The sequence below is a fragment of the Nocardia sp. PLKS1-43 genome (assembly GCF_059510335.1).
This window is the reverse complement of sequence record NZ_JCAJZQ010000001.1, coordinates 856,461-875,503: the sequence shown is the minus strand read 5'-3', so window position 1 is coordinate 875,503 and position 19,043 is coordinate 856,461. Positions and strand designations below refer to the sequence as shown.

Genomic DNA, 19,043 nt, shown 5'->3' with positions numbered 1-19,043 from the left:
GCCGCGCCGCAGGCCGTCGACGAACGTGACCGTCTCATCGAGCGGAGCTCGGCCTGTACGAGGCTCACCTGCGGTGAGGTCCTCGAACCCGATCGACATGCCGCAGAACAGGACCAACTCGGCCGGTGGCGAGAGGACCTGCGCGACGGTCCTGTGGAACTTCGCCCACGCCATCTGCGGGCAACTGTGCAGCCCCTCGGCGCGCAGCAGCAGCATGACGGTCTGCAGATACATGCCGACGTCGGACCATTGCGGCCGACCCATGTCACGGTCGACATAGCAGAACAAGGCAGCGGGGGCACCGAAGCAATCCCAGTTCGCCGCAGCCGCCCTGTGACGCGCCTCCAGGTCCTCTCGCGCAATGCCGAGCGCGCCGTATCGCTGCTCCCCGAAAGCGGCCCGGCGCTCGCAGTAGGGGGAATTCAGTGCGGGCGGATACATCTCGTACTCCGGCTCGTCCCACGGCTCGCCCGAGGCCAGACGATCGCCCGCACGCTTCTTGATCTCAGCCAGCGGCGTGCCGGTCACCACGTATGTGTGCCACGGCTGAATGTTCGATCCGGACGGCGCCCAGGCCGCGGCGGACAGAACCCGCTCCAGCGCGTCCCTCGGGACAGGGTGGTCGGTGAACCCACGCACCGCTCGCCGGCTCGTCACCGCTTCATAGATCTCCATGACTGCCCGGCTCCATCCACTCGGTCGCCATCTTCGTTACACACAATATAGTATCATTCAATATCATATCGTTCGATACCATCATGGAGATATCGAATCGCCGGCCCCCGGCTCTGCCGTCGCGGGCACTTACACCTTGGAGAAAGCTCATGGCCACACTGCTGCACATCGACTCATCCGTATTCCCCGGCGAAGCGTCCTCGTCCCGGACGGTCACCGCCGCCTTCCGCAAGACATGGCAGGAACAACACCCGCATGGCACGGTGATCTCCCGCGACCTCGCCACCGACCCCGTCCCGCACATCACCGCCGACGCCTGGTCCGCCGGATACGCCACCCCCACCCAACGCACCCCGGCGCAATCCGCCGCGTTCGCCGCACGCGCGCAGCTCATCGAGGAACTGGAGCGCGCGGACACCGTGCTGATCGGCGCGCCCATGTACAACTTCTCGATCCCCTCAACCCTCAAGGCATGGCTGGACAACGTGCTGCTGCTCGGCCGAACCGCCGGCGAAATCCCGTCGGCCCAAGGCACCCCGGTAGTCGTCGTCGCCAGCCGCGGCGGCTCCTACGCGCCGGGCACCCCACGCGAAGGCTTCGAGTTCGTACAGAACTACCTCGAGGCCGTCCTCGCCGACACCCTCGGCCTCGACCTCGACTTCATCGTCCCGGAACTCACCCATGCCCCCAGAAACCCGGCCATGTCCGAACTGATCCCTCTCTACGAGGCATCCCGGCAGCGCGCGCTCGAGGAGGCGACCACCAAAGCCAAAGAACTCGCAGAGCGTCTCGCCGCCTGACCGTCCCGAACCCGAAAACGCTGTCTGCTCCTCGCCCGAGGGCATCGCAAGGTATATACCCAGCGACCACGCCCTCCCCAACGGTGCCAGCGGCACCCTGGAAATGGGCACGTGCAGCCGAGAATGTCGATAACCGCCGGTTCGGGCGTGGGCGCGGCTCGCATCGAAATGACCGTGATGTCGGGTAACCGTGAAATGTGTACCGTCCAGGTATGCGGCCAGCCGCGCCGACCGCGCCCCTCCGCGACAACGCCGCGCCGACGGTCACTACCCGACGGAGACATCCTGATAACCAGCACCTCTCGAAGCCGGGTTCGCCGCGCAACCGCATCGAAGCGCCGACGCGGCCGACAACGGGAGCGCGGGGACACGCCTACGCCTCGGCATCTGCGGGATGGGCAAGTCGGGTCAACAGATCGGCCAGCTGCTCGGACTCGCCGTGACCCAGTTCGGCAACAAGACGTTCAGCCAGCGGCTTCGCCGCCACATGGGCAGCATCGAAGAGCTCCAGCCCCCGGGCTGTGAGCTCCACTGCCCGGACTCGGCGGTCGCCCGGAACCGCCCTGCGCACCGCAAGACCCTTGCGCTCCAGGTCGTCCACGATGCGCATGATCCCAGCTTTGTCCGACCCCGTGGCCGCCACCAGATCCCGCTGGACCGTGGGCCCCTGATTGACCAGCTCGATCAACACCGCGAAATGCCGCAACTCGATGCCCAGGGGCCGCAGCGCCTCCTCCATCACCGACGCCGCCCGCCAATGCGCCCGGCGCAGCAGCAGGCCGAGAGCGAAAGGCGAAGGATCCCCGGGACGGTCCGTCGCACGCGAGGCGGCGGTATGGCGAGGAACATCGGCGGCCATGCCGCCAGACTACTTCATTCGATACGGTATCTATTGCAACCATTACGGGACAGCAAGCTGCTCGCTGCCGATAGCATTCCGGCCGAAGGGGGTCCGATGTTCGATCTCGATGAAACGATCAGACTGCGTCGCTCTACGCGAATGTTTCTCCCAGCGCCGGCACCCCGCCACCTCGTGGAAGATGCCGTAGCGCTGGCGATGTGCGCTCCATCGAACTCCAACGTGCAACCATGGCATTTGGTGCTGGCCTCGGGCGATGCTCGTAATCGTCTGGTCGCTGCCCTGACCGATCAGTGGGGCAGTCGGATCCAGTCCCGGTAGTGCGTGGGCGCCAAACGGGCATCCGGCCCCGCGATCAGCACATCATCGTTGACGGCCGCGAACATGCCCGCCTCATCGTCGGTGATCACCGTGTGTTTGTCGTTCCGCGCCGCGAGAGTGATCCTGCCGAGTTCGTCGAGCTGGAAGACGTCCGGGCCCGCGATATTGCGTATTCCTTGCAACGGGGCGCCAGTGGAAACCTCGACAACCGCGTCGACGACATCCGCGGCGGCGATCGGCTGCACACGAGTGGCGGGCAGGCGAACAGCATCACCGTCGGAGGTCTCGAACAACAGCGCGTCCATGAACTCGAAGAACTGGGTGGCGCGCACGATGGAATACGGCATCGGGCCCTGCCGGAGCAGATCCTCCTGCAAGGTCTTGGCCCGGTAATAAACCAAGTCCTGTGCCTGGTCCACACCGACGATCGACAAGACCACCAGGTGCCCGACGCCGGCCTTGCTGCCCGCGGCAAGCAGATTGCTCATGGACGTGCGGAAGAAGTCCACCGACGCCTCGTCGAAGGTCGGCGAATTCGCCACGTTGACCACGACATCGGCGCCCTCCAGCGCCTGATCCAGACCCTTCCCAGTGATCACGTCGACACCGGTGGACGGTGCCGCAGGCACGGCCTCATGCCCGGCCGCGATCAGTTTCTGGACCACCTGCGAGCCGATCCGTCCGGTACCGCCGATGACTACAAGCTTCATGGTTCGCACCTTTCACACCGCGATAACCGAAAGCCGATTCCGTGATTCCTGCGCCTTATACCCACGAGTAGCCGGTTAATCCTCCACCTTTACGGCACCCTATCAGCCTGCGTCGTCTAGTTGTTGTGGGTCATGGCGTTGTTGACACCGATCGCGCATGACGCGCGGCGTTGCCAGGTGTCGAGTGGTTGTGGTGAGCAGCGGATCACGGACGATTGGTCAGCGCACGTGAGGTGGCGCGGATCGCGTGGACGAGGTCGTCTTGATTGGTCGGGCGGCCGGCGTCGAGCCAGCTGAGGATGAGCTCGATCGTCAGCTTCGGCAGCAGGGTGGCGACCCACCTGCGGTGCGCGGGCTCGGTCAGAGTGTCATGTAGGTAGTGATCGGCGATCTGAGCAGCGACGGCATCACGTTGCCAGGTATAGCCGGCGAACTCCGGCTCGTTCGGCGCATGCCGGAAAAGCAAGCGGAAGCCGTCCGGGTCGTCACATGCGGCAGATACCAGCTCGCGAACAGTGTTCCCGGTGTACTGGTTGGGTGCACCGACGCGCTCACGCAGCCGGTTCTGTGTGTCCTCGAGTACCGCCTGGTACAGCTCAGTCTTCGACGCGAAGTGTCGGTAGATGATCGCACGCGTGACTCCGGCATGTCGGGCCACGTCATCCAAGCCTGTCGCTGCGAAGCCGTTGTGAGCAAACGCTGAGGCGGCTGCTCGTACCAGCTGATCACGCCTCTCGCCGCGAGATAGTAGTCGCCGCCGCCCGCCTTCCGTGGTGCTCATGCTCACCATCTTCACATCCCATCGACTCCAAGTGTACACTCCGCTGTATACACCAGCGCGTATACAGAAGGGCACCCCATGGATCCCAAGCAAAGAGGCAGCTTCACCGGACTCCTGCGGAGCCCCGCCGTACTGCTCAACTTGATGGCGCCAGTGGTCGCCTACCAGGCGCTGACGAGGCACGGGATGTCGTCGGCAGGCGCCCTTGCCATCTCGGCTGCCTTCCCTGCGACCGGCGGTGCGCTGGTGCTGCTGCGGCGCCGCGAGGCCGATCCGCTCGCCCTGCTCTCGCTGATGACAATCGCCATCGGTCTCGTCGCAGCAGTCGCATTCCATGATGGGAGGGTGCTGCTGGTCAAAGAATCTGTAACCACCTGCGTCCTGGGCGTCGTGTTCCTGGGGTCATTGTTGTGGCGACGACCATTGATCTTCACGCTCAGGCGCCGTCTTTACGTGTCAGGCGACGAGCGAGACCGCACCGACTACGAGAACCTCTGGGATTGCGCCGCGGTCAGAGCGGAATGCCGTCGCACCACAGCGCTGTGGGGCCTCGTTCTACTGGCCGAGTCCGCCGCCCGGATCGGCCTGTCGTACCTGCTTCCGGTAGGGACGATGGTCACCGTCTCCGCCCTCATTCCGATCGTCACCCTCGCGCCCCTGGCCGTCTGGACCCTGCGACCGCGCGATCGCAGCGAGGACCGGGGGCCGTCCCCACAACGGACAACTGACCTGGAGGCCTCCGCATGACTGAACCCGTGGACCAACTCCCGTTCACCCGTACCGGAGGGCTTTTCGAGATCGCTCAGCGCTACTTCGAACTGCAGCACGCTGCACCGGCCACCCGCGTCCGGACAGTCACTGGCGACACGGCATGGCTCGTCACCCGCCATGATGATGTAGCGGCGCTGTTCGGAGACGAACGCCTTGGGCGTTCGCACCCGAGGCCCGAACGAGCGGCGCGACTGTCGGACTCGCCGCTGCTCGGCGGGCCGATCGGCGACTATGACACCGAACAAGATCAGCACCGTCGAATGCGTCGTCTACTCGGCCCCGCCTTCTCACCCCGACGTATGGACACATTACGAACCAGGATCGGGGACCTCGTCGAGCACCTACTCGACGAACTGCCCAGCCCACCGGCGGACTGGCATCACGCGTTCTCCGTGCCTCTACCGGTGTTGGTGATCTGCGAACTGCTCGGCGTGCCCTGTGAGGACCACATACAGTTCCGGCGATGGGCGACCGACCTGACCTCGCTCACAGACCCGACCCGTGTCAAGACTGCCCAACGTGACCTCACCACCTACATTCACGACTTGCTGCCACACAAGCGGAATCACCCTCGCGACGATGTGATCTGCGATCTACTAGCAGCCCAGCACGATCATGGCCTCACCGACGGCGAGGTCGCGCAGATCGCAGCCATGCTGCTGTTCGCCGGTCACGAAACCACGGTCATTCGTATCGACCTCGGACTCCTGCTCCTGCTGACCCACCCCCAGCAGCTCGCCGCGCTACACAGCGACCCCGCACTCACACGCAGTGCCATCGAGGAGATCCTCCGTCTGTCCACCCTCAGCGAGTTGGGAGGACTCCTGCGCTACGCCCGCACAGATATCGCCATCGGCGACACTGTCATTCCCGCCGGTGACGCGATCATCCTCGCCGCCCAGGCCGCCAACCGCGACCCTCACACCTTCGAAGCCCACAACGCCTTCGACATCACGCGCACCCCAAATCCCCATCTGACATTCGGGCACGGCGTCCACTACTGCATCGGTGCCAGCCTCGCCAGGCTTGAACTCCACGAGACCTTCGGCCGGGTCCCGCGACGCCTGCCCGAACTCCGACTCGCCGCGCCATCCTCAGCGCTACATCTGAATACAGACCGACTCACCATCTCTCTAGACGAACTGCCCCTCACATGGTGACCCGCGACGGCACTTCCAGTCCACATTCGCGTTCCCGCAGGATAGTCGATGCCACAAGGCCACTCACGAGTCACCACAATGCTCCCCTTCGTCGAGGGGCGCCGCCGTCTCGACGACCGCTGTCCGAACTACTCTCAGACGAGAAGGCCGCCACCGGCGATCGGGTTCCTCGAGGTGTCCGGTTCTCTCCGGAAAGTGATGCCACATAGGGTGGTTACTGGAAGTGAGAGGGAAATAGTTCGTGGGCCATCAGAGGAGAAAGTACTCGCCTGAATACAAGCGCGGCGCGGACGGCCTCGGTGACCAGCTCGAGCCGGGTCACATCGCACCGCGGCCGACAGATGGGTGGAGTCGGTGCGCTGGGGCCGTGGTACCGCGAGGATTGCTGACGCGGGCCATCCGCGCCGTCAGCGGCGGGACCGTCTTGGCCGGTCCGGGTCCGAGTGACGTTCACCTGTTCCTCCAAGGGATGCAGCAGTATTCGCGCCCGCGGAACGACAGCTGTCAGCCACGACACACCGAATCCAAGATCACCGACAGAGTCAATAGCCTCGATACGACCACGAATATCCGCCACTCGATGGAGCAGCTGCAGCCGGAATTACTCTGGGGCGCGGTCAGCTGGTGAGCGGCGCGTCGAGTTGTCCGCGACACAGGATCTACTCCGTGGACTCCGGCAGCTGCAGCAGACCGCGACCGATCAGCTCAAATACCCGAGCGGAATAGAACTCGATGTCGGCCGGTGTAACGGAAAATGAACCGTTGAGCAGAAGACTTGCCAGACCGTGGACAGCCGACCATGCGGCGATCTCGGCACCCGGCCTGCGCTCGGGCGCCAATTGCCCGGCCGCCATCGCGGAGTCCAAAACTTCGGCGAGGATATCGAACGGCTCTTCACCACCGTCCGATATGTCACTCGACGTGTCGGACGATCCGTTTCCTGTGCCCGATGTCGTCGGATGGGACGTGAAAGCCGCGCGAAATAATCCGGATTCGGTCAGCGCGAAGTCGATGTAGGCCGCGCCGACCGCTCCCAAAGCCTCACCCGGAGTTGCGGCCATATCGACCCGCCTGCGCATCTCGGCGGCGAGTTCGCTGCGCGCCCGACGCGACACGGCCGCCATCAGTGCGTCGCGATCAGCGAAGTGCCGGTACGCCGCCGAATGCGAGACACCGGCAACCCTAGCGGCCTCCCGCAGGATCACCCGGTCCGGACCGCCTTCGCGCGCGAGCGAGACGCTTGCCTCGACCAAGGCCGCATACAAGGAACCGTGATGATACGACTTTCGGCGTCGCGCGTCAGCGCTGGCGGCACTCATACCGCAAGGATCGCAGAAAATGAGCAGGTTGACATGGTCACATGCCGGTTACATACCTTCTCCGCGCCTCCCCGGAATCTGACATTCCGAGGTTTCCCGCACCAGCACGTCATCCCGCTAGATCACCTACCGGTCCACACCGACGTCAAGCCGCAACGGTGTCAGTTTTGACGTCGTGCTCGCTGCGCCAGATCTCCGAGTCACCGGACAGACGCGGGACCGCGGGATGCGGATGTTGCTGGACACGCTCGAAGCGCGTGATGTTGCGCGCCGGGGTGGCCATCATGACCAACGAATCCCAGCCCCCGCGCAGGAAATTCCCGATCGATCGCTGACACTCCGGCCGACCAGCGTGGCGGCGGAAAATCGTGACCAAGTCCTCCGGTTCGACCCCTGCCACGTCCCGGACATGCGTCGTCGGCCCGCCAAACCCAAAGGTCCCCAATCCGGTTTCGGCAACATAATGGCTCAAGCACGATTCGACGAACGGATCGAAGCCCATCCGTTTCGACCCGGCACGTACCGCCTTCAGGAACATCTTCGGCGGAATATCCACGTGACGAACGCGGCGCCCCAACGCTTCCCCCATCGCCGCAGCGATCTCCGCACCGGATAGCAGCTTGGGTCCGGTCGGCCGGTACCGCTTGCCATTGTGACGACGCGGGTCAAGCAGCGAGCCGACGACAACCCGAGCGATATCTTCATTGGACGGCGGCGCGTTGAGACCCCCGCCCGTCGGAAACGGCAGCACCCCGGTCTGTGCGGCGACCGGCATGACGTTCAGGTAATTGTCGGCGAAGAACCCCGGATCAACAGCGATATGGGCAGCGTCCGGCAATAACTCGAACAAACGATGTGTCAACCAGATCTGCCGTGTCAGCAACGACGGATGCTCCGGACTGGACAGCCACTGCCCCAGTGCCACCACCGTCTCCACTCTCGACTGCCGCGCGGCCACAGCGAACGCCACGGCACCGTCAAGCATGTGCGAGTGGTACGGAGGATTGAAATACACCCGATCAACGCCCTCCACAGCGGCCCCCACCTGAACGATATCGAGCATGTCGCCAACGACAACCTCGGCACCAAGAGCACCTAGCCGCGCGCTGCGCGCATCCTCACGATGCACCATCGCTCTGGTCGCTACACCCTTCTCCAGGAGTTGCGTGGTCACCGCGGTACCGATCCGGCCCGTAGCTCCGGTGACCAGGACCTTCGTGCCTGCCATCAGATTCACCTTTCGTCCGTTCTCATCCCCAGCCAGTGTGACCGGCGGAAACATTCGGGTTGAGTGTGCCTCCCGAAAGTGACCGATGTCAACATAGATTGGTGGCGGGCAACCCCCATAGATGAGACCGATCGGTATCAGAGTCCTTGTTTGGCCTGGTGAGGGCCCGGCAAGACCGGCGAAGAGGTAGCCGCCCAGATCGAGGTGTCGACGGCGACGTTGTACAACTGGCGCCACCAGTACGGTGGCGTGGACCCGAGGCGGCCAAGGAGCTCGAAGAACTCGCGAGCAGAACGCTCGGTTGAAGCGGCTGCTGGCGGATGCGGCAGATTCAGTAACTCCGGGCAGCGCCCACCAGTCTCGACATGGCACGTTCACCGAAGCGTCAAATCGGATACACACCCACGATGACCATCCGTTTTCGGGTTGCCCATGTTTTGCGTTCCCTGCTGGGGGCTCGAACCCGCGACGCGCTCTGCGCAGGACACCGCCGCGCCCGCGAGCGCGATCAGCAGCCCGGACCCCGCCGCCTCGGCTGCGGGGGCGAGCGCGGTGAAGATGCCCGCCCCGATCATCCACTAGTCCTTGCTGCGATGACCCTTCGAACTGAATTGACAGCTTGCTGGAGCCGTGGTCTCTGAACGAGTTGCTCACCGCGGCACGGTATGGGACCGGTGGCGGGACAGGTTAGTGCGCCGCGGTGCCCCGATGGGCGTGGGACGTTCACGTTTCATCGGTCTCTGGATGCACTGTTGGGCGATGCGCGACTTGATCGCGGGTTTGCGGCTGGGCGGATCGATCCATCGTCGCGGCGGCCGGTTCGAGGCCGCGGCCGCGGCATCGATGACCTTACTTCTCTGGTGTGGTCCCGGCTGTTCGGTGTGAGCTGGTGACCCAGGCGCTCCGCCCCTTCGCCGCGCCGCATGTTCCGGCAGCCTCGAGGAGAAGGCGCAGACTAGTGAGGAGTTCCGATGTCGCCGGTGGTCGTTCTCCGAGATCTGTGCAAGACGTTCGGGCAGGTACGAGCTCTCGACGGTCTCGACCTCGACGTCGGTGTGGGGCAGATCCACGGCTTCCTCGGCCCCAACGGGGCGGGCAAGACCACAACGCTTCGGGTTCTGCTGGGGATCCTGACTCGCAGTTCGGGTGAGGTTCGCGTACTCGGTCGCGATCCGTGGTCCGATGCGGTCGCCCTGCATGCCCGGATCGCGTACGTTCCCGGCGATGTGGCTTTGTGGCCGTCGCTGTCCAGCGGCGAAACCATCGATCTGCTGGCGCGCATGCGTGGTGGCCTCGACCCGCAACGGCGGCGGAGTCTGACCGAGCGTTTCGAACTCGACCCGAGTACGCGCGCCCGGGCCTATTCCAAAGGCAACCGGCAGAAGGTCGTGCTGATCTCGGCATTCTCCTCCAAGGCCCGGCTGATGCTATTCGACGAGCCGATCTCTTGCCTGGACCCGCTGATGGAGAAGGTATTTCGGCAATGCGCCCGAGAGGCCGCCGATCGCGGGGTGACCGTGCTGCTGTCCAGCCACATCCTGTCCGAGGTGGAAGCACTGTGCGACCAAGTCACCATCATCCGCGCTGGCCGAACGGTGGAAAGCGGCACGCTGGCCGAGATGCGCCACCTCAGCCGAACCTCGATCGAGGCCGAATTGACCTGTGACCCAGGCGATCTCAGCCGGATCCTCGGCGTCTTCGACCTCGGCATCGAAGATCACACCCTGCGCTGCCAGGTCGAGGGCGAACACCTCGGCGAGCTGATCCGCGTACTCGGCGACACCCGAGTCCGAAGCCTGGTCAGCCGGCCGCCGACGCTGGAAGAGCTTTTCCTGCGCCACTATTCGCTCGCCCATTCACCGGGCGCCGCCGACACGGCCGCAGCGAACCACACGGCCGCGAAGGCGTCGAAATGACCGCGGACACCGCAACCCCGCACCGCCCGCCCGCAACCGCACCCAGCCGCGGGCCATCGGATTTCGCTGGCACTCGGCGGTTGTTGCGGCTGTATCTGAGGCGCGACCGGGTCGTGTTGCCGCTGTGGGTGCTTCTGCTGTCGATTCCGCTGGGCAGCGTCTATGTGAAGAGTATCGAGAAGGTCTACAGAACGGTCGCCGACCGAGCAGCGTTCGCCCATGCGATCAACACCAGTCCGGCGCAGCTGGCGATGTACGGGCCGGTCTACAACACCACCCTCGGCATGGTCGGAGTGTGGAAAGCAGGCGTGTTCCACACCCTCATCGCGATCGCCACCATCCTGGTCGTCATCCGGCACACCCGCGCCGAGGAGGAAACCGGACGCCAGGAGCTGATGGCCTCGACACAGGTCGGACGTCTGGCCAACCTCACCGCGGCGCTGCTGGTAGCCTGCGGCGCCGCGCTACTCACCGGTCTGATCGGCGCCGCGAGCATCACCGTCGCCGGTGTGCCGAGTAACGGCGGCCTGGCATTCGGGCTCGCCGAGGCCGGCTCGGGCATCGCGTTCGCCGGTGTCGCCGCGGTCGCCGCACAGCTGAGCGCCAGCGCCCGCACCGCACGCGGCATCGCGTTCGCGGTACTGGTGACGACCTACTTCCTGCGTGCCTTCGGCGACGTCCACGCCACCGACGGACCGGCCGATCCGCTCACCTGGCTCTCGCCGCAGGGCTGGTCGTTGCAGGTGCGGCCCTACGCCGGCGACCACTGGACGGTTCTGCTGCTGCACATCGCGACGGCCGCTGTTCTCATAGGGGCCGCCTACACCCTGCTGCGCCACCGCGACCTGGGGGCCGGACTGATCGCCGACCGGCCCGGCCCACCCACCGGCGGGTCCACGCTGACCGGGCCGTTCGGACTGGCCTGGCGCCTCCAGCGCGACACCCTGCTGATGTGGACCCTCGGAACCAGCTTGATCGGCCTGGTCTTCGGCAGCCTCGTGCACGACGTCGGCACCGAACTCGGCTCCAACCCGGCCCTGCACGACATCATCGCCAGGCTCGGCGGCACCCAGGCACTCGAGGACGCATTCGTCTCGATTGCCTTTGTGATGGTCGGCATTGATGGCGACCGCATATTCGATTTCGGCTGCGCTACGGCTGCATTCGGAGGAGAACGCGGACCATGCCGAAACCGTGCTGACCGGCGCTGTCGGCAGAATGCGCTGGGCGGCATCACATCTGGTCTACGCGATCGCTGGACCGGCTGTGGCACTCGCGGTTCCGGGCCTTTGCGCTGGACTGGTCTACGGTGCCTCCGCGCAGGACATTCGCGGGAAGCTGCCGCGGGTGCTGGGCGCGGCTTTGATCCAGCTACCAGCGGTGTGGGTGTTCACCGGTGTCACCGTCCTGCTGTTCGGGCTGCTGCCGCGCTGGACGCCCGTCGCATGGGGAATATTCACCGCGGGCATCGCACTATACTTGCTCAGATCGATTTCTGGTGTGCCGCAATGGGTCTGGATATCTCCCCGCAGGGTCACGTCCCCAAGCTGCCGGCCGATTCGTTCCGCGCAATGCCAGTGATGATCATGCTGCTGGTCGCGACGGCACTGCTCACGGCCGGGGTAATCGGTTTCCGCCGTCGCGATCTGCGCTGACTGGCGACAGCCTCTGCGGCCGGACTGTGTCATCACCGGACGACCGAATGTATCGCGGGCATGCAGGATGAGTCGGCGCATGCCCGGTGACGATGGTCCCAACCGCACGGGTACGACTCCCCTGTCCGCCCGGCAAGCCGAGCGAACAGGCTGACCTATGCAGCCGGACCACTGGCTCGCCGATGACCGTCCGGACGTGACGGCCGTCTAATTGTCCACTACGACCGAAGAGTAGCTCGATGTTGCCGCAAACCTTCCCGTTGGGGACGATCGCAGGAATCCGGATCGGCGCACACTGGTCGATCGTAGTCACCATCGCGGCGTTCGCCTGGATCCTGCGCATCGAGCTGGCCGGGCGCGGCGCCTCGGGCTTCCTGTGGGCCGTGGCGACGGCTGGCGCGGTGGCACTGTTCGCCTCACTCATCGCACACGAACTCGCGCATTCGATCGTCGCCCGCCGCAACGGCGTCGGCGTGCACCGCATCGTACTGTGGCTGCTCGGCGGAATGTCCGAACTGACCGAGGAACCACGCGACGCCCGGGCAGATCTGCGTATCGCCCTCGCGGGGCCGCTGACCAGCCTTGGGATCGGGATCGCGGCGTTCGCCGCGGCGGCGCTGACCGCCACCGTCCGGCCCGGCGGCGCAGTCACCGCCGCACTGGTGTGGCTAGCGCTGATGAATACGATCGTGGCGGTGTTCAATCTGCTGCCCGGCGCACCCCTCGACGGCGGCCGGGTGTTACGGGCAGTCTTGTGGCGGCGCAGCGGTGACCGGCTGCGCGCGGAGACTTCCGCGGCACGCAGCGGGTACTTCATGGGCACTGCGCTCATCGTTCTCGGCATCCTGGACGTAATCGTCTCCCGCCAGCTGGGAGGATTGTGGCTGATGCTGCTGGGCTGGTTCCTGCGCAGCGCGGCCAACAGCGAGCTCGCCACCGCCGGCCTGCGACATCGGCTGGGCGAGATCAGGATCCGGGATGTCATGTCGGCTCCCGCGATTGTCGTGCCGCGCACATGGACGATCGGACAACTGCTCGCGTCGGACGCTCCGGACAGCGGGCACCGGGTCTTTCCCGTGGTCGACGCGGACCGCAGTCCGGTCGGTGTCCTGGCATGGTCCGATTTGGTGCGGGTTCGGGCATCCGTTCGGGCTGCAACCCGGCTGGCGACCCTGGCCCGCCCGCTCCCACCGGCTGCGATCGTCGATGCGGACGAACTTCTGAGTAATGCGGCCACTCGCGTGGTGTTGCGTCCCGAACTCGATGCCATCGCCGTGGTGGACGCGCACCATCGCATGATCGGCATCGTCACCTCAACCGACCTCGCCACCGCCTGCCACAGGTCAGCTCTGGGCCTTTCGGCGCGTCCCCCTCGCGCCACGCACGACCTTCCACCCACATCACATCAGTGAATTGGTTCCTTGTCTCACGAAAGGGAGACACCATGGGGCACACGAGAATAGCCGATGTCATGACTCGTGACGTGGTCACGGTGCAGACCCGAACTCCGTTCGAGGAGGTGGCGCGAACGCTGGCTGCCCATGAGATCAGTGGTGCACCAGTCCTCGACGACGACGGCCACCTGGCCGGCATGATCACCGAGGCGGACCTGCTGGACAGACAAGCCCAATCCGCCGAGTCCAGCAGCGTACGCCGCATGTTACGACACAAACACGTTGCGTCCCAAGGTGTCCCGCCGATTGCGGCAGATCTCATGACGAGTCCGGTGGTGACGTTGACACTCGACGACCGGTTGACCACCGCTGCCGCGGTCTTGGCCCGCCACGACATCAAGCGGGCGCCGGTCCTGGACCGGACCGGCGAGCTGGCCGGAATACTCGACCGCAGGGACCTGTTGTCGATCTATCTACGGCCGCCCGAGGAAATCGCGGCCGACGTCCGGGATGATGTTTTGATTCGATCGATGTGCGTGCCACCCGCCGATGTGAATGTGGCAGTCACCGACGGCGTCGTCACGCTCACCGGGCAGGTGGAGCGGCAGAGCATGATCGAGATCATCTCGGCGCTCACAGGCGCCGTCGACGGAGTGGTCGACGTGCACAACGAACTCACCGCCCGCGATAACGACACCCATATCGCCCGGCCAGAACCGGAGAACACAGGAATCCTCTACACGCTGCTACACCGCGGGCCCGCTTCGTCCGACTCACATCAGCGTTGAGAATATCCGCTGTTCACCCGACTTGACCTCGACCTCGGTGACCTCGTATGCGGGCTCGCCCACGGGAACGCTGACAGTCAGGATCCCCTTGGCGTATGTCGCGTCGATGCCCTTGTTCTGTGCGCCCTCCGACAGTGAGACAGTGCGCCGGCAAAAACCGTGTTGCCGAACACCGAATGCCCGCCTTCCTCATGGCTCTCGCTGCGTTCGGCCGTGATGGTGAGCAGCCTGCTGTGCACGCGGGCTGACGGTGAGCCGCCGTTCCTGGTGCACTGGTCCGACACGGGACACCGAGCCCTGGTGTTTCCCAGCTCCGATTCCTATATCTTGACCACCGACGAACTACGTGCCCGGGAGACGGTGGCGCAGGCACGGTTTTCCTCGATGCAGCACCAGCCCGCACCACACGCTCATGCGCACGGGTCGAGTTGATCGCAGGGCCGCGCCACAATATCCACGGGCCGGCGTTAGGTGTCCTGCTGTGCAGGATGGACTACCATCACCGGGCAGAACGCGTGCTGTACCAGCGCATTGGACACCGAACCCAGGAGCATTCCCAGGAAACTGCCGCGCCCGCGGCTGCCGACCACGAGTAGTTGCGCCGATTCGGAAAAACGCTGCAGCACCGCCACAGGATCGGACCAGTACACCTTACGGGTCACCGCCACATCCGGGTACTTCTCCTGCCAGCCCGCCAACCGCTCGGCCAGCATCGCACGCTCCACCTCCCGCACGTCGGTGGCCGGTCGGGCTATCGAGGATTCACCGGCGAACCGCCCAGGGCCCAGATCACTCCATACATGCACCGCGAGCAGATCAGCGCCCCGCTCGGACGCTTCCTCGAACCCCGCGCCGATCGCGGACTCGCTCACCGAACTGCCGTCGACACCCACGACCACCGGGCCGAGCTGGGGCACCGTCTCGCAGTCGACGCCGGTTCTGACCACCACCACGGCTCCTTCGCCGTGGCCCGATACCGACAACAGGATCGAACCCACATGCGCGGCCAGCCCGCTGGCTCCAGCAGATCCCAGGGCTACCAGATAGGCCGTGGCGCTCGCCTCGATGAGCGCCGCGGCCGGGCCTGCGTCGGACACCTGGGTCGACACCTGAACACCTGGCGCCGCCGCCCGCGCCCGCTGCGCGGCCCGTTCGGCAACCGCCGCACCGTGGTCGCGAGCCCCTTCGATCATCTGCGGCACTCGCCCGGCGTACCCGCCGTACATCCGCCGCACGGCCTGCAAGTCCAGCCCGTGCACGATCCGCAGCGTACGGCGACGCCGCACCGCGACATCCGAAGCCCACACCACTGCCCGATCAGCGGCCACCGATCCGTCCGCACCCACCACAACAGCCGCCGACGCCACATGATGTACATCGTTCCGCTGCACCGTCACCGAACCCCCTTCCCCAACCCGGAACTGGAGATGGATACTCCAACAGTAAAAAGCGCGGCACGAGCGACAACGCTGCCGAAGGTCCCGCGGCCTGAGGTCGAAAGGCCGCTGGTCACGATCATCATCGCCGCCGAGCTCGCACCGTTGGATCGCATCCGCGAGCGCATCCCATACCCCCGGCAGCATCCGGGCGTCCTCCGAAGCGCCTGGCATCGTAGGGACACGGTGTGTGACATCGGAAACCAAGCCGTCGACCCCCTGTCGAACACGCCGGATATCAACGGCGCCAAGGATTTCCCTGCGGCAATGCTCGCGAACCGCGTGTCGGAGCGGGCGACGTGCAGCGTGCCTTGGACCCAATGAAGTACAGCAGCGCGGCGCCCCACGTGGCGGCGGGAACGACCCGCAGACCCACCTGAATCCCGGCGGTGGTCACCACCGAGGACTTAGAACGTGTTTGTGATCTTGGTGGCGGCTCGTTCGTGGCGCGTGAGGTATGGGTGAACTCCTGGTAGAGCAGTGATTGCTGAGATCTACTGCACGCCACCAGGAGTTCGCTTGTCATCATCGTCGTCTATCGCCGTGTGTTCGTCGTGCCCGGCCCGCGGCTCAGTGCGGGGCATCGATGCGCGGTGTATCCGTCCTCGTCGCTCACCGACGCGCAATGGGCCGTTCTGGAAGCGGTGCTGCCGGCGCCGGGCAATCAGGGAGGCAAAGGCGGCAGGCATGAAAAATACTGCAGGCGTGTGATTCTCGATGCGATCTCCTACGTGGTTCGTGGTGGAATCGCCTGGCGTCAGCTGCCACGCGAGTTCCCGCCCACGATGACGGTCTACGCGATCTTCCGCCGCTGGGCCGCCGCAGGGACCTGGCGGCAGGTCCACGACGCGCTGCGCGACCGGGTCCGGGTCCACGCCGGACGGGCACCGCAGCCAACGGCGGCGATCATCGATTCGCAATCGGTGCAGGGCAGTGACACCGTGCCCGCGGCCAGCCGCGGTTACGACGCCGGGAAGAAGACCAACGGCCGTAAACGCCACATCGCTGTGGACAGTCTCGGACTGCTACTGGCAGTGGTGGTGACCGTCGCCTCGATCCAGGACCGCGACGGCGCGATCCGGCTGCTGGCGGCGATGCGCGCGAGGTTCGCCACCGTGACCCTGGTGTGGGCCGACGGTGGATACGCCGGAAGGCTGGTCGAATGGGCGAAACACGTTCTGGCACTGACTATTCGGATCATCAAGCGCACCGATGACCTCAAAGGATTCCAGGTACTTCCCCGCCGCTGGGTCGTCGAGCGCACCTAGCCTGGATCACCAAACATCGCCGCTGTGTCCGCGACTACGAGACCAGACCCGACCACTACGAAGCCATCGTCTATATCGCCATGATCTTCACCATGACCCGCTGCCTCGCCAGAGGCGGCGGGTCATGACTCCACCGTTCACAAACACGTTCTGAGAGGCATTGCGGCAAGATCAGGTCGGCATCTTCAGCACAGCGTCGGGGACATCGGCCCGTCGTTCGTTCTGCGGCCGTGGGACTGTGGTGGCTGCGATTTCGCGGGTGATGAACGCGGAGATGTCGCTGATCGCGCTCATCACCGGCGCCGGGAACACCACTGTGGTGTTCTTGTCCACGCCCAGTTCCAGCAGCGTCTGCAGATTGCGCAGCTGCAGTGCCAGCGGGTGGGCCATCATGGTGTCCGAGGCGTCGCCCAACGCCGCGGCGGCCAGGGATTCGCCTTCGGCGGCAATGATTTTCGCGCGCTTTTCCCGTTCGGCTTCGGCTTGCCGGGCCATCGCGCGCTGCATGGCGTCGGGGAGTTGGATGTCCTTGAGCTCGACCAGGGTGACCTCGACACCCCATTCCAGGGTGGTGGTATCGAGAATTTTGCGGATGTCGGCGTTGATGGCGTCGGTCTGCGCGAGAGTTTGGTCGAGGCTGTGCTGCCCGACGACCTTGCGCAATGTGGTTTGAGCGATCTGATCGATCGCCGCGTACACGTTCTCGATGGCGACGACCGACTTCTCGGCGTCGACGACGCGGAAATAGGCGACCGCGGAGATGTCGACGCTGACATTGTCACGGGTGATGATGCCCTGGGACTGGATCGGCATGGTGACGATCCGCATCGACACCCGCCTCAACTGATCGACGACCGGGATGATGAACCTCAGCCCCGGTTGCCGGACCCCGATCACGCGCCCGAGCCGGAACAACACACCACGTTGATACTGAAACACCACCCGGATCGAGAGTGCCGCCAGGATGAGCAGCACCACCAGGACGGCGATGACGATTCCGGTAATCATGCTGATGGCCTTCCCTTCTCATGGCCGGCCGCCTGCTGCCGCATCGGGGTTCAGCTTCCCGCCGGGTGCGGGGTGTCGTCCTCGACGATGCGCGTGGTACGGGCCGCCGCCCAGGGCCTTCCGGTTCCTTATCGCCGGGCGAACGTCCCAGCCGAAATCCCATCACCCGAGCCGACCCACTCGCCACTGTTCGCAAACCGGTGACACGGCTCCGGTTCCGGTTCCGGTTCTCACATATCACACGACTGTGTGAATGCTTGCCGGCCGCACAGCTGTGCTCATTCGGCTGCGGTGATTAGCCCGTAGTGACCGTCGTAGCGGTGGTAGAGGACAGACCTAGCGCCGCAGACCTATGCGATCACTTCGCCCCAGCGGACTGTCCGAAACCGGATGCGGGCGAACGTCACCGTGCATCACGGCTTCCCACCAGGAACTCAACGGACTGGGGTCGGGCCATACGGCCGAATTCCGTGAATCATCGACGTCCTGGTACTTGGGCATGTTCTGGACCATGGCGTACTCCTGTCATGAATCGACCGCCCCGCGCCGATCACGACCCGGACATCTAGCTGCCAGTCTCGCCGCAGCGCGGCTCGTCGGACAGAGCAGCACGACTCGCACAGTCCAGGACTTTCGTCTCCGGCATCCCGATCCGCAGCTGCGCTCCGATCGCACCGCCAGTGATCGCGCTGCACGCGAACACGCCCAGCGACAACTCCTTACTGGCCGCTGTCGCTACAGCGGATGCACACATCGGCGAGTTCGGTTTCACTGGTTGGTTTCGCGGAGTGTACGGTTCTGACAGAAGTCGCGGAGAACATCGTTGACTTCGGTATCGGCGCTAACCCACCGCCGGGTGGCCTCGCACAGGTCGCCGCAGGCCGTGTTCGCCTGCAGCGGTCGTGCGGGCGTCGACAGCAACAGATACATCACCCCATGCGCTCATCGATGCCG

At 65.1% G+C, this 19,043-nt stretch carries 18 protein-coding genes and 5 pseudogenes; 12 read left to right on the top strand and 11 right to left on the bottom strand.

Annotated elements, in window-relative coordinates:
• Positions 1 to 18: 18 nt before the first annotated feature.
• Positions 19 to 675 (bottom strand): annotated as a pseudogene (locus AC5WS7_RS04200) (nitroreductase); the annotation flags it as partial.
• Between the two features lie 149 nt (positions 676 to 824).
• On the opposite strand from AC5WS7_RS04200, the gene AC5WS7_RS04195 reads away from it, so the two are divergent.
• Positions 825 to 1,475, top strand: a complete 651-nt coding sequence (locus AC5WS7_RS04195; protein ID WP_495952978.1) for an FMN-dependent NADH-azoreductase — start codon at positions 825 to 827, stop codon at positions 1,473 to 1,475.
• Between the two features lie 373 nt (positions 1,476 to 1,848).
• On the opposite strand, the gene AC5WS7_RS04190 is transcribed toward AC5WS7_RS04195, so the two are convergent.
• Entirely contained in the window at positions 1,849 to 2,334 is a 486-nt protein-coding gene (locus AC5WS7_RS04190) for a MarR family winged helix-turn-helix transcriptional regulator (protein WP_495952977.1), read from the bottom strand.
• Between the two features lie 96 nt (positions 2,335 to 2,430).
• Between AC5WS7_RS04190 and AC5WS7_RS04185 the strand changes: the two are divergent.
• Positions 2,431 to 2,628 (top strand): annotated as a pseudogene (locus tag AC5WS7_RS04185) (nitroreductase family protein); the annotation flags it as partial.
• Here AC5WS7_RS04185 and AC5WS7_RS04180 read toward each other — a convergent pair.
• Positions 2,625 to 3,365 (bottom strand): SDR family oxidoreductase, encoded by a 741-nt coding sequence (locus AC5WS7_RS04180; protein ID WP_495952976.1) that lies wholly within the window; start codon positions 3,363 to 3,365, stop codon positions 2,625 to 2,627. The pseudogene AC5WS7_RS04185 and the gene AC5WS7_RS04180 sit on opposite strands and share 4 nt — an antisense overlap.
• 205 nt (positions 3,366 to 3,570) lie before the next feature.
• A complete protein-coding gene (locus AC5WS7_RS04175; protein ID WP_495952975.1) occupies positions 3,571 to 4,146 on the bottom strand; it encodes a TetR/AcrR family transcriptional regulator in 576 nt (191 codons plus the stop codon).
• Positions 4,147 to 4,224: 78 nt separating this feature from the next.
• Between AC5WS7_RS04175 and AC5WS7_RS04170 the strand changes: the two genes are divergently transcribed.
• Both AC5WS7_RS04170 and AC5WS7_RS04165 read left to right on the top strand, forming a co-directional pair.
• A complete protein-coding gene (locus tag AC5WS7_RS04170; RefSeq protein ID WP_495952974.1) occupies positions 4,225 to 4,893 on the top strand; it encodes a VC0807 family protein in 669 nt (222 codons plus the stop codon).
• A complete protein-coding gene (locus tag AC5WS7_RS04165; protein WP_495952973.1) occupies positions 4,890 to 6,077 on the top strand; it encodes a cytochrome P450 in 1,188 nt (395 codons plus the stop codon). Before AC5WS7_RS04170 ends, AC5WS7_RS04165 begins: the two co-directional genes overlap by 4 nt.
• A 659-nt stretch (positions 6,078 to 6,736) precedes the next feature.
• Here AC5WS7_RS04165 and AC5WS7_RS04160 read toward each other — a convergent pair.
• Together AC5WS7_RS04160 and AC5WS7_RS04155 are read right to left on the bottom strand one after the other, a co-directional pair.
• Positions 6,737 to 7,396 (bottom strand): TetR/AcrR family transcriptional regulator, encoded by a 660-nt coding sequence (locus tag AC5WS7_RS04160; RefSeq protein ID WP_495952972.1) that lies wholly within the window; start codon positions 7,394 to 7,396, stop codon positions 6,737 to 6,739.
• A gap of 145 nt (positions 7,397 to 7,541) precedes the next feature.
• On the bottom strand, positions 7,542 to 8,624 hold the full coding sequence (locus tag AC5WS7_RS04155) for an NmrA family NAD(P)-binding protein (protein ID WP_495952971.1): 1,083 nt from the start codon (positions 8,622 to 8,624) through the stop codon (positions 7,542 to 7,544).
• Between the two features lie 177 nt (positions 8,625 to 8,801).
• On the opposite strand from AC5WS7_RS04155, the pseudogene AC5WS7_RS04150 reads away from it, so the two are divergent.
• Positions 8,802 to 9,035: pseudogene (locus AC5WS7_RS04150) on the top strand (hypothetical protein); the annotation flags it as partial.
• On the opposite strand, the gene AC5WS7_RS04145 reads toward AC5WS7_RS04150, so the two are convergent.
• Entirely contained in the window at positions 8,999 to 9,199 is a 201-nt protein-coding gene (locus tag AC5WS7_RS04145) for a hypothetical protein (protein WP_495952970.1), read from the bottom strand. The pseudogene AC5WS7_RS04150 and the gene AC5WS7_RS04145 sit on opposite strands and share 37 nt — an antisense overlap.
• Positions 9,200 to 9,595: 396 nt before the next feature.
• Here AC5WS7_RS04145 and AC5WS7_RS04140 point away from each other — a divergent pair, with 396 nt between their 5' ends.
• From AC5WS7_RS04140 to AC5WS7_RS04125, 4 genes and pseudogenes are all read left to right on the top strand, one after another.
• Positions 9,596 to 10,540 carry an ABC transporter ATP-binding protein gene (locus tag AC5WS7_RS04140; protein WP_495952969.1) on the top strand — a complete coding sequence of 315 codons (945 nt, stop codon included), beginning with the start codon at positions 9,596 to 9,598 and terminating at the stop codon, positions 10,538 to 10,540.
• Positions 10,537 to 12,195: pseudogene (locus AC5WS7_RS04135) on the top strand (ABC transporter permease). Before AC5WS7_RS04140 ends, AC5WS7_RS04135 begins: the two are co-directional and overlap by 4 nt.
• Positions 12,196 to 12,434: 239 nt before the next feature.
• On the top strand, positions 12,435 to 13,607 hold the full coding sequence (locus AC5WS7_RS04130; protein ID WP_495952968.1) for a site-2 protease family protein: 1,173 nt from the start codon (positions 12,435 to 12,437) through the stop codon (positions 13,605 to 13,607).
• 32 nt (positions 13,608 to 13,639) lie between these two features.
• The gene (locus AC5WS7_RS04125; protein ID WP_495952967.1) at positions 13,640 to 14,377 is read left to right on the top strand and encodes a CBS domain-containing protein; all 738 of its coding nucleotides are present in this window, start codon (positions 13,640 to 13,642) and stop codon (positions 14,375 to 14,377) included.
• Here AC5WS7_RS04125 and AC5WS7_RS04120 read toward each other — a convergent pair.
• Positions 14,363 to 14,518, bottom strand: a pseudogene (locus AC5WS7_RS04120) (Hsp20 family protein); the annotation flags it as partial. The gene AC5WS7_RS04125 and the pseudogene AC5WS7_RS04120 overlap by 15 nt on opposite strands.
• 75 nt (positions 14,519 to 14,593) lie before the next feature.
• Between AC5WS7_RS04120 and AC5WS7_RS04115 the strand changes: the two are divergent.
• Positions 14,594 to 14,809: a DUF1918 domain-containing protein gene (locus AC5WS7_RS04115; RefSeq protein WP_495953737.1), complete on the top strand. Its 216-nt coding sequence runs from the start codon at positions 14,594 to 14,596 to the stop codon at positions 14,807 to 14,809.
• Between the two features lie 35 nt (positions 14,810 to 14,844).
• Here AC5WS7_RS04115 and AC5WS7_RS04110 read toward each other — a convergent pair whose 3' ends face one another.
• A complete protein-coding gene (locus AC5WS7_RS04110; RefSeq protein ID WP_495952966.1) occupies positions 14,845 to 15,774 on the bottom strand; it encodes a universal stress protein in 930 nt (309 codons plus the stop codon).
• A gap of 30 nt (positions 15,775 to 15,804) precedes the next feature.
• On the opposite strand from AC5WS7_RS04110, the gene AC5WS7_RS04105 reads away from it, so the two are divergent.
• Together AC5WS7_RS04105 and AC5WS7_RS04100 are read left to right on the top strand one after the other, a co-directional pair.
• Complete coding sequence (locus AC5WS7_RS04105; protein WP_495952965.1) at positions 15,805 to 16,137, top strand: hypothetical protein; 333 nt, start codon at positions 15,805 to 15,807, stop codon at positions 16,135 to 16,137.
• Positions 16,138 to 16,406: 269 nt separating this feature from the next.
• Positions 16,407 to 17,209 (top strand): IS5 family transposase gene (locus AC5WS7_RS04100; RefSeq protein WP_495952964.1). Its coding sequence is split into 2 segments (ribosomal slippage): positions 16,407 to 17,079 and positions 17,079 to 17,209, totalling 804 coding nucleotides; the frame shifts between segments, so codons are not numbered across the junction.
• Between the two features lie 43 nt (positions 17,210 to 17,252).
• Here the strand turns inward: AC5WS7_RS04100 and AC5WS7_RS04095 are convergent.
• A complete protein-coding gene (locus AC5WS7_RS04095) occupies positions 17,253 to 18,089 on the bottom strand; it encodes a slipin family protein (RefSeq protein ID WP_495952963.1) in 837 nt (278 codons plus the stop codon).
• Positions 18,090 to 18,857: 768 nt separating this feature from the next.
• Positions 18,858 to 19,019: a hypothetical protein gene (locus AC5WS7_RS04090; RefSeq protein WP_495952962.1), complete on the bottom strand. Its 162-nt coding sequence runs from the start codon at positions 19,017 to 19,019 to the stop codon at positions 18,858 to 18,860.
• Between the last annotated feature and the right edge of the window lie 24 nt (positions 19,020 to 19,043).

Excerpts from the sequence above, each read along its gene's own strand:
- AC5WS7_RS04115 (WP_495953737.1), top strand. The coding sequence starts at position 14,594 with ATGGTGAGCAGCCTGCTGTGCACGCGGGCTGACGGTGAGCCGCCGTTC.
- AC5WS7_RS04130 (WP_495952968.1), top strand. The coding sequence starts at position 12,435 with ATGTTGCCGCAAACCTTCCCGTTGGGGACGATCGCAGGAATCCGGATC.
- AC5WS7_RS04140 (WP_495952969.1), top strand. The coding sequence starts at position 9,596 with ATGTCGCCGGTGGTCGTTCTCCGAGATCTGTGCAAGACGTTCGGGCAG.
- AC5WS7_RS04190 (WP_495952977.1), bottom strand. The coding sequence starts at position 2,334 with ATGGCCGCCGATGTTCCTCGCCATACCGCCGCCTCGCGTGCGACGGAC.
- AC5WS7_RS04170 (WP_495952974.1), top strand. The coding sequence starts at position 4,225 with ATGGATCCCAAGCAAAGAGGCAGCTTCACCGGACTCCTGCGGAGCCCC.
- AC5WS7_RS04175 (WP_495952975.1), bottom strand. The coding sequence starts at position 4,146 with ATGAGCACCACGGAAGGCGGGCGGCGGCGACTACTATCTCGCGGCGAG.
- AC5WS7_RS04090 (WP_495952962.1), bottom strand. The coding sequence starts at position 19,019 with ATGTATCTGTTGCTGTCGACGCCCGCACGACCGCTGCAGGCGAACACG.
- AC5WS7_RS04180 (WP_495952976.1), bottom strand. The coding sequence starts at position 3,365 with ATGAAGCTTGTAGTCATCGGCGGTACCGGACGGATCGGCTCGCAGGTG.
- AC5WS7_RS04155 (WP_495952971.1), bottom strand. The coding sequence starts at position 8,624 with ATGGCAGGCACGAAGGTCCTGGTCACCGGAGCTACGGGCCGGATCGGT.
- AC5WS7_RS04165 (WP_495952973.1), top strand. The coding sequence starts at position 4,890 with ATGACTGAACCCGTGGACCAACTCCCGTTCACCCGTACCGGAGGGCTT.
- AC5WS7_RS04160 (WP_495952972.1), bottom strand. The coding sequence starts at position 7,396 with ATGAGTGCCGCCAGCGCTGACGCGCGACGCCGAAAGTCGTATCATCAC.
- AC5WS7_RS04195 (WP_495952978.1), top strand. The coding sequence starts at position 825 with ATGGCCACACTGCTGCACATCGACTCATCCGTATTCCCCGGCGAAGCG.
- AC5WS7_RS04125 (WP_495952967.1), top strand. The coding sequence starts at position 13,640 with ATGGGGCACACGAGAATAGCCGATGTCATGACTCGTGACGTGGTCACG.
- AC5WS7_RS04095 (WP_495952963.1), bottom strand. The coding sequence starts at position 18,089 with ATGATTACCGGAATCGTCATCGCCGTCCTGGTGGTGCTGCTCATCCTG.
- AC5WS7_RS04105 (WP_495952965.1), top strand. The coding sequence starts at position 15,805 with ATGGATACTCCAACAGTAAAAAGCGCGGCACGAGCGACAACGCTGCCG.
- AC5WS7_RS04145 (WP_495952970.1), bottom strand. The coding sequence starts at position 9,199 with ATGATCGGGGCGGGCATCTTCACCGCGCTCGCCCCCGCAGCCGAGGCG.